Here is a 10,973-nt window from a genome sequence, read left to right as displayed (position 1 = left end):
GATGAGCTTCACCACAAGGGTCGCGTGGGCGAACAGCCCCCACATCGAGTAGTCGGTCGCTGGTTCCATGATCGTCCCCGCTTCAGCCAGCCAGATCGATGACGACCCGGCTCGACAGCGTCAGGGCCGACTGGCAGGCGCCAGGCTCGATCCCCGTGCCCTCGCAGGCCGTCACCCCGTTGATCAGAACCGTTCCGAGATCCTCGCAAGCCAGTTCTGACAGGTCGAACTGCCTTACCCGCGGCCTACCGGCCGAAAGATCGCCGAAGTCGAAGAGCGTGACCTGCGCCACCCGCCCTTCGATGTTCATCATCGCCGTTTCAAGCGAGAGCGCCGAAAGGTCCCCTCCCACCCCATTCTCGACAAGGAAGGTCAGCCGACACCCGCCGTCGACTGCCATGGCGTCGTTCAGCTCGAGCTCAAGCGCGCCCGCGACAGGACCATTGGCCTGGGCCCCTTGGTCCTGCGCCAGGACGGAACCGGGGGCCAGCGACATCGCACCCACAAGCAGCCAAGTCGGAAGATATGGATTCATGACAAAGCCTTCCTGCGTGCACAAAGGGCGACGAGCCGCGAGAGGAAGAGGGCGATGCGTAGCTGGCGAAAGCGCGGGCTGTCAGGTCGTCCAAAGGCCGGGGCTCGACCTTGTCAGTTCGCTATGCTACCTGACAAAAATCGTCAACTACTCTTCTCGATGTCCGGGCCGCATCTTCTCATGAGTACGCACCTGAGCGCAGCCCTCCAAATCGCATCCGAGCGACCATGGTGTTTCGACCGAACATGACTGCCTTCACCGAGGGTATCCGGCCCGTGGGTCCCCTGCGCTGGCGCGGTTGGACCGGCGCGGTCGCCGATCTGTGGGACGCCACCGGAGAGCAGGGCGGTCGGGGTCATTACGCCTCCCCCGATCCGAGGCTCGTGGTCGTGCTGAGCGACGACTGCCCGCCGATCCGGCTGGCCGACCGCGCGGACGGCCCCACCATCGGAAAGGTGGCGTTCATCCCTGCCAACTGCCCGGTCTGGAGCCGCATCACCGACTCGAGACCTTTTCGGCATCTCGACCTGCATCTGGAGCGAACGGCCTTGGAGCGGCGCCTGGAGGATGATCCGCGCGCACTCGACCATCTGATCCTACTCGATGAGCACCCCCGGGCCGAACGCCTGGCCGCGATGCTGGCCGCCGAAGTGGAGGAGCCGTCCTACGACGATCTGGTCCCCGAGTCGCTGGCGATGGCCCTGCTTGGCATGGTTCTGCCCCGGTCAGGTCCGCCTCGCCCTTCAGCGCCGCGCGGCGGCTTGACCCCGGCCCAGCTTCACCGCGTCCTCGACGTCATGCGGGCCGAGCTGCATCGCAAGCTGAGCGTGGCCGAGCTGGCCGCCGCCGCTGGCCTGTCCGAGAGTTGGTTTGCTCATGCCTTCCGTGAGACGACGGGCGTCGCCCCGGCCCGCTATCTTACGCGCCTGCGCGTCGAGGCGACTCAGGAGTTTCTACGCCGGACCCCGCTGTCCCTGAGTGAGGTAGCGACCGCGACGGGGTTCTCGGACCAGTCGCACCTGACGCGGGCCTTTCGCGACGTGACGGGCACCACGCCCGCTGCTTGGCGGCGAAATGCCTTTGCTGGACGGATCATTGCCGCAGGATCCGACCAGGGTCGACAGGATCGGCCAAGACAGGCCTAAATACCCGATATAAATAATCAGAAAACAAGGAAGCGCAGCCGGCCTTTGGGCTTGCGCGGCCGTTGCACTTTCGGAAGGACCCTCCCCCATGACCCGCCCTGCCCGCCTCGCCTGGCTCCTCGGACATACCGCTCTGGCCACCCTGCCCCACGGGGTGGCGCTAGCGCAGGACGCCGGCGCTCCGGTCGATTTGGGCGAGATTACCTTCTCGGTCCTGGGCGCCGACCCGGTGGGCGATGCGGCCGATCCCTTCACGCTGACGGGCATCAAGAGCGCCACGCCGATCACCGAGGTCCCGCAGTCGGTCAGCGTGGTCGGCGCGGAGGAGATCGCAGAAACCAACGCCGCCAAGGTGGACGAAGCCCTGGAGGAGACGACGGGCGTCCAAGCGCAGCCTTTCGCCTACGACAGCGACACCAACTGGATCTATTCGCGCGGCTTCGACGCCACGCAGACGGGGCAGTTCTTGGATGGCATCCAGCTTTACGGCTACGCTTTCGGCGCCTTCTACATCGATCCGTTCCTCTTGGAGCGGGTGGAAGTGCTGCGTGGACCCTCGTCGGTACTCTACGGCACATCGAATCCCGGCGGCGTGGTCAACTACGCCAGCCGCCTGCCCGGCGGCGAGCCAGGCACCCTGCTCGAATTCGGCGGTGACACGGAAGGCCGCGTCTTCTCCTCCGTGGACGCGGGCGGCACGGTCACGCCGACGCTGGCCTACCGCTTGGGCGCCAAGGCACAACTCGTAGGCGGGCATGGAGCCTTCGAGAACGGCCTCGACGGCATCGTATCGGGTGGGATTGCCAAGGCCTTCGGCAACGGTGGCACGCTGACGGTCACGGCCAGCTACACGGGCATGAACGAAGACCACGTGGGCGGCGCGTGGCTACCCTACTTCGGCGTGGTCGAGGATGTAGGCCTCGATTTCGACCGCTACTTCAACACGGGGGAGCCGGACTACGACGAGTACCGCCGCGACCAGTGGATCGTGACCGGCATCTACCGGCAGGATCTCGGCGCCTGGCGCCTCACCAACGTGTCGCGTTTTGCCCATGCACACGTCGAGGAGGACTCGGTCTACGCCTTCGGCTACACAGGTTTCGCCTCGACACCGCAGGACTCGAAAGGAACCCTGGCGCGGCTGCGTTTCCAGCACGACAGCAAGGCCTGGCTGCTCGGCAACGACCTTCGGCTGGAGCGAACGCTGGCGACCGGCCCGGTCGAGCACCGGCTGCTCTTCGGCCTCGATGCCCGGGTCTACGACCTCGACCAGGTGCAGGCCTCGGCCCTCGCGACGGGCTTGTCCGTCACGGACACGCAGTACGGAGCGGCCCAGCCCGACGCCAGCCCCTACATCGACCAGACGCTGCGCCAGACCGCCTTGGGCATCTACGCGCAGGATCAACTGCGCTGGGGTGACGGTTGGATCGCGACGCTGAACGGCCGCTACGACATCGTTCATACCGATATGGGGGACAACCCCGTTGCGTTCGCACCGGCGGACCGGGTCGGCTTCGATCGTCAGGACGACGAGTTCTCCTGGCGCCTGGGGCTTGCGCGCGAGTTGCCCGGGGGCTTCGTGCCCTACGCCTCGGCTGGCACCTATTTCAGCCCGCAGGTGGTCAATGTTCCCGCTGGCCAAGACGTGTCGCCCGAAACCGGCCATCAGGTCGAGGCTGGACTCAAGTGGTCGCCCGATGGCCGCACGCTTCTCACCTTCGCGGCCTTCCAAGTCGTGCGCGAGGACATCAGCCAGGCCCGCGTCAACGCAGGGCTCACCGAGTACGTCCAGATCGGCGAAGTCCGCTCGCGCGGGATCGAGATCGAGGCGCGCGGCGAGGTGGCTCCTGGCCTCAGCTACGAAGGCAACCTCACGTTGCTCGACTTGGAGATCACCGACGACGTGAACGAGGCCATCATCGGCAACCGGCCTCTCACCGTGTCCGACGAACTGGCCACCTTCCAGGTCAATTGGTCCCCAGCCCCGGCGGAGGGCCTGGAACTGCGCGCCCGCGCCCGCTTCGTCGGCGACAGCTTCGTGGACAACGAGAATACCCTGAGCGTACCGGCGCGCACGCTCTACGACGCGGGGCTGACCTACGATTTCGCGGGGGGCTGGACGGCCAACCTCGACGTGTCGAACCTCCTTGATGAGGACTACGTGGCCTCCTGCAACGGCGTGAACTCGTGCTACTTCGGCGAGGGCCGCAACGTGAGCCTCGCCGTGCGCAAGAGCTTCTGAGCCGGGGGCCCGCCAAGACTCCTGACGGCCCTCCCGAGCCGTTCGACGCCGGAGCCTCCCTCAGGCTCCGGCGCATCTTCGTCTGGAGCCGGGCCGGTCAAGCCGCTAGATCCGGGCAGGCCCGACCGCCCCGCCAAGGACCGATCCGATGCTGCGCCAGTTCATCGCCTACTATCGCCCCTGGATGGCCCTGTTCTGGCTCGACTTCGGCTGCGCGGTGGGATCGGGCCTGCTGGAACTCGCCTTCCCGATGGCGGTGCAGGCCTTCATCGACCGCCTGCTGCCGCAGGCCGACCTGGGGCTCACGCTGCTCGCCGCCACCGCCCTTCTGCTCATCTACTTTGTAAATACAGGGCTCATGGCCATCGTGACCTACTGGGGCCATAAGCTCGGCATCAATATCGAGACCGAGATGCGCGCCCGCGCCTTCCACCACCTCCAGAAGCTCTCTTGGCGCTGGTACGACACGCAGCGGACCGGCCATCTTGTGGCGCGCGTTACCCGGGACCTCGAGGAAATCGGCGAGGTGGCCCACCACGGGCCCGAGGACCTGTTCATAGCCATCATGACCTTCGTGGGCGCCTTCGCCCTGATGATGGCTATCCATCCGGGGCTCGCTGGCCTGACCGCCGCCATCGTGCCCGCGACGGTCGCGCTGGTGATCGTCTACGGCGGCCGCATGACCGAGACCTGGCGCGGAATTTTCTCGCGAATCGGCGACTTCAACGTCCGGCTGGAGGAGAACGTGGGCGGCATCCGCGTGGTGCAGGCCTTCGCCAACGAGGACCACGAGCGCGCGCTCTTCTCCCGCGACAACGCGCGCTACCGGCGGGCCAAGCTCGACGCCTACCGGATCATGGCCGCCTCGACCTCCATCAACTACATGGCCATGCGCGGCATTCAGGTCGTGGTCATGGTCGCGGGCGCCTGGTTCGTGATCAAGGGCACGCTCACCACGGGGGGCTTCGTGGCTTTCCTGCTGCTCGCGGGCGTCTTCGTCCGACCCCTCGAGAAGATCGCGGCCGTCATCGAGACCTACCCGAAGGGCATCGCCGGCTTCCACCGCTACCTCGACCTGCTCGCGACCGAACCCGACATCGCCGACCGGCCGGGAGCACGGCCCGCGCCCCGCCTCTCCGGCGCGGTGCGCTACGAGGACGTGGGCTTCGGCTACGACCCGGCGCGGCCCGTCCTGCGCGGCCTCGACTTCGAGGTCCGTCCAGGCGAGACGCTGGCCTTCGTCGGCCCGTCCGGGGCCGGCAAGACCACGGCCTTGGCGCTGTTGCCCCGCTTCTACGAGCCGACCGAGGGACGGATCACTCTCGATGGCATTCCCGTTACCGACCTGACGCTCAACTCCCTGCGCCGGCAGATCGGCATAGTGAGCCAGGACGTGTTCCTGTTCGGCGGCACCCTGCGCGACAACATCGCCTATGGACGTCTCGATGCGACCGAGACCGAGATTCGCGCAGCTGCCGACCTCGCCCGCCTGGGCCCGATGATCGACGCCCTGCCCCAAGGTCTCGACACGGTCGTGGGCGAGCGCGGGGTCACGCTTTCCGGCGGACAGAAGCAGCGCGTCGCCATCGCGCGCGTGTTCCTCCGCAATCCTCCCATCCTGATCCTCGACGAGGCGACCTCGGCCCTCGACACCGAGACCGAGCGTGAGATCCAGGCTGCACTCGACCGGCTGGCCCAGGGGCGCACCACGCTGATCATCGCCCACCGACTGGCCACCATCCGCCACGCCGACCGTATTGCAGTCATGCAGGACGGACGCATCGCGGAAATCGGGAGTCATGCGGAGTTGCAGACCCGACAGGGCCTGTATGCCCGGCTGGCGGCGGCGTGATCGGGCCTTACCGCGACGTTGTTGCGCTACTAGGGCTGAGGCCGAGCTATCCCCTCTGCCATTAGCTTCAAGCGACGCGGACGATCTCGGCTCGGCCCAAGGCTGAGAAGCGGTTCATGAGAACGATGCGGGCGTGAATCTCGGCGGTCTGTCGATTATCGCTAGACCCTAGCGAACAGGGCAGTGGTGCCGCAGAAGGGCATCTAACTCTTATATCCACAGCTCTCATTCGCTCTTGTGACTGCCTTAATATAGCGAAACATCAGTTGTTTTTTCGGCCAAGTCGTCTCATTGTCTCTCTCGTCCTCCCACTTCATCTCAGCATCTAGGGGTGGACAAGAGGGTGGATCATGGCGACGCAGTTCCTGCACAAGCTCACGGCCGTTCAGGTGCGGTCTTTGCCTCCCGGCAAGCACTCAGATGGTGGCGGCCTGTGGCTCTGGAAGCGCGAGGACGGCGGTGGGCAGTGGGTGTTGCGTGTGTCCATCTATGGTCGCCGGCGGGAGATGGGGCTAGGTTCCTTGTCGGATGTAAGCCTGAGGGAGGCGCGGGACGCTGCTGCCAAGCAACGAGCGCTGGCCCGTAACAACGTTGACCCGATCAAAGAGCGCCAACGGCAGAAGCGCGAGGCCGCGCGCAACCTGCATCTGCTGCGAGACGTGGCCCGCGACGCCTTCGAGAGCCGAAAGGCCGAACTGAAAGGCGACGGGATGGCCGGGCGGTGGTTCAGCCCTCTCGAACTGCATGTTCTGCCCAAGCTCGGCCGCCTGCCTGTAGGTGAAATTAATCAAACAGACATCCGCGACACCTTAGCTCCCCTCTGGCACACCAAGGCCGACACCGCCCGGAAGGCGCTCAACCGGCTCTCGATCTGCCTGCGCCACGCCGCCGCGCTTGGGCTCGAGGTCGACCTCCAGGCCTGCGACAATGCCAAGGCGCTCCTAGGTAAGAGTCGGCACAAGGCCGAGAACATTCCCGCGATGCCCTGGGCCAAGGTGCCCTCATTCTATGCCTCCCTCTCGGATGGCACTGTCACCCATCTCGCACTGCGCCTCCTGATCCTCACAGGCGTCCGCTCTGGGCCCCTGCGCCACCTGCACGAGAGCCAGATCACGGGCGACGTCTGGACCGTCCCCGGCGAGACGATGAAGGGCCTGAAGGACACCACTCCTGACTTCCGCGTGCCGCTCGTGCCCGAGGCCCTGGCCCTCATTGAGCAAGCCCGCCAGCACGCCCGGGGAGGCTACCTGTTCCCAAGCACGCGGAAAGGCGTCATCTCCGACATGACTATGTCCACGCTGATGAAGCGGCGGGGCATGAAGGAGCGTCCACATGGTTTCCGCTCCTCGCTTCGCATCTGGATCGCGGAGACCACGACCACGTCGCACGAGGTGGCTGAGACCTGCCTGGGGCACGTCACCGACAGCAAGGTGGTACGCGCGTACCGACGTACGGATTTCCTGGAGCAGAGGCGGGCAGTGATGGAGCGCTGGGCCCAGTGGGTGAGCAGCGGATCCAGCCCCTCCTTGGCACACAGTGAGACCGCAGCGCTGTCGGCCTCAGCAGACGAGGCATAAGTCTGTGTTCTGCCCACCGGACTATGTCCCTCTCTCGACACTTCTTCCACGCTGGAACGAGGAGCAGCGCGAAGATGCTCTGCGCTGGATCACGGCTGACTGGGGGGACGATCCGACCTTCGACGGCATTAGCGCCCTTGCTGAGGCTAAGATCAAATACGATAACGATCTGGAGTGGCAGCTCGGAGAGTTCTTTGTTGCAGCACCAGCTGACCAGTCGGAACAGGATTTTTTTCTTCGGATAGGGGACAACCTCTTCATGGCCTCCCCGGACGGCCAGGTGTCGAGGCTTGATCCTGGCCTGATCGACTACGGAATTGGCGATTTTCTCTTTACGCCAGAGGACTTTCGGGAAGCTGCAACAAAACTCGGCCGCACTGATCTTCTAGACTTCTCGCAAGAACCGACAGGTCTGTTGGACAGCGGATTTTTAAACAAGTTCCGCCTCACGCATTTGACCTGGGATCAGATGATGGCTGACTTCACCGCGGCAAGGACAAGCGATCCCAAGATCACTGCGTGGCAGCTCGCTAGGGAGTTGGGCAGCATCTCTCTGCACCACACAGTGGCGCCGTTCCACGAACGGATCGGATACAAACTCTCGCTTCGAGGCTATGATCTGGCAGAAGAGCTTGGCTTGGACTGCACCTCACTGGTTCAAGAGCTCGCGGGCCAAATACGACCCTTTGAGGGGCGAGCGTTGTGTGTACCGCAGAAGGTTGCCGAAGCGATGGTGTCCGCCCGACCGCTCAAGGAGGCAAGCCAACAATCCCGCCATCCGCCCAAAACCGCCGGTCGCCCCTCCACGAAAAGAGATAAGCTGCGGGACAAGTACTTGGAGCTCTACCCCAATGGGCACGGCAGTTTGTCACGCGGGCAGCTGCTAAGCGAACTGCTGCGACAGACCAAACTCAAGGACGTTTCGCTGCAGACGCTCGACAGGATGCTCAGGGAGGTCTGAGCGTGCCCTTCGCCGGTGGTCCTGTCCCACCGCGTCCATCACCGGCCCAGAGAACTTTTGATGATTATGATGATTATGGGCATCTGACCCTCGGCAGAACTCTCGTTCAATCCTGGCCTCGCTCATCGACTCCGAGGCCGACCTATGAACCCCACCTGTGATCTTTCATCCTTCCTCCCAGAGTCAGCTGGCGGCTCTGTCGACCCGTTGCTGACTGACCGGGAGGCCTCCGCTGAACTCAACTGCGGGTTATCGACCTTCCGCCGTTGGGTAGCGCAGGGTCTTGTGCCCAAGCCTCTCAAGCTCGGGGGCACCTCACGCTGGCCACGGAGCGAAATCCTGGCGGTCATAGAAGCGGCGAAAACTAGGCGCGACGGCAGTTCAGCCTAGACGACCCCCACAAGGACCGGGCCAAGTCGCTGCCTCTGACCCGGCGACCAATCCTGCCCCGGTTCCTTTGGCGCAACGATCGAAGGAGACACTGATGGCCTGTCGCAATCGGCTTTTCGCCGACCAACGTCGTATGTCGTGCGCTCAGCTCAGCTCAGGAGCCCCACTGCCTGCCGCACCCAGGCACTTGCAAGTCCAAGAGAACGCCATGGCGGAAGCGCGTGTCGTCACACAAGCCTCGAGCGGCCGTTGGCACGGCGGCCTCGTCATCGCTCGCGACCCTGCTCGCCGCAATAGGACATCGAACTTGTCGACCACTGACATGATAAACGGTCGGTTCCTCATCCGCTACTTGGCGGGCGTTTCGTTCTCAGTGGTGCGGGACATCCTGAGACGGCTGCCTCTGGTCGATGATACCGTAGCCTCGCGTCCAGGTATGCCCCCGCTCCAGATCCTCGCTTGCGAAGTGCGGGTAACGGCAGTTCTGCTCAACGGCGTAGACGCCATTGCCAAGTATCTACGGATCAGCCGGCGGCGAGTCTCCCCCTCTCAGAATATCGAGACGCTTCGAGGCGCTCACTGCTCCGCGCTCCACGTTTGGCTCGACGCGCAGGAGCAGGGGGCAAAGGCATGAGCATCGCTGCGGTCAACTGGGCGCGCCAGGCCGGACTCAAAGGACCGCCACAAGTTGTGCTTCTGATTTTGGCGACACACCACAATGCGGCGAGCGGTCAGTGCAACCCGTCGCTCAAGACTATCGCTCGAGAAGCGGGCGTCGGCCTGTCGTCCGTCAAGCGAGCGATTGAATACTTATCTGCCTGCAGTCTAGTTCGAGTGGAACCTCAGTTCGTAGATGGCGGGAGAAGCACTAGCCAGTTCTGGCTGCGTGTCGGCACGAAGTCCGCCCCCGTTCCGAGACAAGCTAAGTCGCCCTCCCAGCCCAGGGTGAACCTACCCCCTGAGCCGCCAGAGGACTCACCCCCTCAGCCCACACGCTACGCACCTCCTCAGCCCAGGGTGGACTTAGCCCTCTCAGCCCACGTTGGGCTACAGAAAGGGGAGAGCACTTATGGGCCCACGGAACTCGGCCAAGACTGTGAAGCCGGAGCGCTGCGCTTAATCGCCGGAGGTCGCCGCTATGTCTGATGACCTCTTCGCCCGCGCCATGCCGAAGACGCCACGTCCGCACCAAATCGAAGCCGTAGCTCGGCTCCGCGCCGCTCTGGCCGAGGGCCACAAGCGGGTCTGCCTGTCCCTAGCGACGGGGGCTGGCAAGACCTTCATCGCCTCCATGATCGTCAGCGGCGCGCTCGCGAAGGGCAACAGGGTCTGCTTCACAGTCCCAACCCTCTCGCTTGTCGATCAGACTGTCAGGGCCTTCTTGGCCGAGGGCATTGATCGGATCGGAGTCATTCAAGGCAACCACCCCCGGCGCGACGCAATGGCCCCAGTGCAAGTAGCGTCCGTGCAGACGCTAGCGCGTCGGGATAGACCCGCGGCATCGGTTGTGATCGTCGACGAGTGCCACCAGAGGTCCGAAGCTGTGCGGCGCTGGATGAAGGAGGCTCCGGAGACGGTGTTCATCGGGCTTTCTGCGACCCCAGGCCGCGACGGCATGGCAGGCGAGTACGAGTCCCTAGTCGTGGGCGCGACAACGCGCGAGCTGATCGACGCCAAGGTCCTGTCGTCGTTCCGCACCTTCGCCGCAGCGAGCCCGGACCTTGCCGGCGTCCGCACTGTGGCCGGGGACTACCACGAAGGCCAGCTCTCGCAGGTGATGAGTGGAGTTCGGATGGTCGCCGACGTGGTCACGACCTGGCTCGACAAGGGCGAGGGCCGACCGACGCTGTGCTTCGCCGTGGACCGTGCCCACGCGCGCAATCTCCAGGCCGACTTCGAGGCCGTCGGCGTGCCCTGCGGCTACGTGGACGCCCACACCGACGACGTGTCGCGCCGCTTGATCGCCGAGCGGTTTAGGAAGGGCGAACTGCCGGTGGTGGTGAATGTTCGCTGCCTCACGACCGGAGTCGACTGGGACGTCCGCTGCATCATCATGGCCCGACCGACCAAATCAACGATGCTGTGGGTTCAGATGGTGGGCCGCGGCCTGCGCACCGCACGCGGGAAGGATGACTGCGTCATCCTCGACCACAGCGACAACAGCTTGCGGCTGGGCTTCGTGAGCGACATCGCCTTCGACCTGTCAATCGGCACGGGATCGGGACCCTGGATCGGCGTTCAAGAGGGACCCCGGTGTGGATGCGGCGAGCT

The 10,973-nt window shown here is 64.7% G+C and carries 10 protein-coding genes; 9 read left to right on the top strand and 1 reads right to left on the bottom strand.

Annotated elements, in window-relative coordinates; translation table 11 throughout:
* Window positions 1-82 precede the first annotated feature (82 nt).
* Window positions 83-535, bottom strand: coding sequence for a hypothetical protein (locus FHG71_RS22025; protein WP_139083857.1), 453 nt, complete (start codon window positions 533-535; stop codon window positions 83-85).
* 245 nt (window positions 536-780) lie between these two features.
* Between FHG71_RS22025 and FHG71_RS22020 the strand changes: the two genes are divergently transcribed.
* From FHG71_RS22020 to FHG71_RS21980, 9 genes are all read left to right on the top strand, one after another.
* Window positions 781-1,680: a helix-turn-helix domain-containing protein gene (locus FHG71_RS22020; RefSeq protein WP_176559573.1), complete on the top strand. Its 900-nt coding sequence runs from the start codon at window positions 781-783 to the stop codon at window positions 1,678-1,680.
* 88 nt (window positions 1,681-1,768) lie between these two features.
* Entirely contained in the window at window positions 1,769-3,922 is a 2,154-nt protein-coding gene (locus tag FHG71_RS22015) for a TonB-dependent siderophore receptor (protein WP_139083854.1), read from the top strand.
* A 148-nt stretch (window positions 3,923-4,070) separates the two neighbouring features.
* On the top strand, window positions 4,071-5,774 hold the full coding sequence (locus FHG71_RS22010; protein WP_139083852.1) for an ABC transporter ATP-binding protein: 1,704 nt from the start codon (window positions 4,071-4,073) through the stop codon (window positions 5,772-5,774).
* Between the two features lie 350 nt (window positions 5,775-6,124).
* A complete protein-coding gene (locus tag FHG71_RS22005) occupies window positions 6,125-7,351 on the top strand; it encodes a tyrosine-type recombinase/integrase (RefSeq protein ID WP_139083850.1) in 1,227 nt (408 codons plus the stop codon).
* Window positions 7,352-7,355: 4 nt separating this feature from the next.
* The gene (locus FHG71_RS22000; RefSeq protein WP_139083848.1) at window positions 7,356-8,312 is read left to right on the top strand and encodes a hypothetical protein; all 957 of its coding nucleotides are present in this window, start codon (window positions 7,356-7,358) and stop codon (window positions 8,310-8,312) included.
* A gap of 144 nt (window positions 8,313-8,456) precedes the next feature.
* On the top strand, window positions 8,457-8,702 hold the full coding sequence (locus FHG71_RS24675; protein WP_139083847.1) for a helix-turn-helix transcriptional regulator: 246 nt from the start codon (window positions 8,457-8,459) through the stop codon (window positions 8,700-8,702).
* A 307-nt stretch (window positions 8,703-9,009) separates the two neighbouring features.
* Window positions 9,010-9,336 (top strand): hypothetical protein, encoded by a 327-nt coding sequence (locus FHG71_RS24085; RefSeq protein WP_139083845.1) that lies wholly within the window; start codon window positions 9,010-9,012, stop codon window positions 9,334-9,336.
* On the top strand, window positions 9,333-9,848 hold the full coding sequence (locus tag FHG71_RS24835) for a helix-turn-helix domain-containing protein (RefSeq protein WP_139083844.1): 516 nt from the start codon (window positions 9,333-9,335) through the stop codon (window positions 9,846-9,848). The genes FHG71_RS24085 and FHG71_RS24835 overlap by 4 nt, the downstream gene beginning before the upstream one ends.
* Window positions 9,841-10,973: DEAD/DEAH box helicase (locus FHG71_RS21980; RefSeq protein WP_139083842.1), on the top strand; the 1,133-nt coding region annotated here is incomplete at its 3' end. The genes FHG71_RS24835 and FHG71_RS21980, both read left to right, overlap by 8 nt.

The organism is Rubellimicrobium roseum (assembly GCF_006152145.1).
Taxonomy (GTDB): Bacteria; Pseudomonadota; Alphaproteobacteria; order Rhodobacterales; family Rhodobacteraceae; genus Rubellimicrobium; species Rubellimicrobium roseum.
Note: the sequence above shows the minus strand (reverse complement) of the source record. Positions and strands in the feature narration are given on the sequence as shown.

Bases quoted from the DNA above. Each gene is read 5' to 3' on its own strand.
- FHG71_RS22025 (WP_139083857.1), bottom strand. From the start codon at position 535: ATGAATCCATATCTTCCGACTTGGCTGCTTGTGGGTGCGATGTCGCTG.
- FHG71_RS22020 (WP_176559573.1), top strand. From the start codon at position 781: ATGACTGCCTTCACCGAGGGTATCCGGCCCGTGGGTCCCCTGCGCTGG.
- FHG71_RS22015 (WP_139083854.1), top strand. From the start codon at position 1,769: ATGACCCGCCCTGCCCGCCTCGCCTGGCTCCTCGGACATACCGCTCTG.
- FHG71_RS22010 (WP_139083852.1), top strand. From the start codon at position 4,071: ATGCTGCGCCAGTTCATCGCCTACTATCGCCCCTGGATGGCCCTGTTC.
- FHG71_RS22005 (WP_139083850.1), top strand. From the start codon at position 6,125: ATGGCGACGCAGTTCCTGCACAAGCTCACGGCCGTTCAGGTGCGGTCT.
- FHG71_RS24675 (WP_139083847.1), top strand. From the start codon at position 8,457: ATGAACCCCACCTGTGATCTTTCATCCTTCCTCCCAGAGTCAGCTGGC.
- FHG71_RS24835 (WP_139083844.1), top strand. From the start codon at position 9,333: ATGAGCATCGCTGCGGTCAACTGGGCGCGCCAGGCCGGACTCAAAGGA.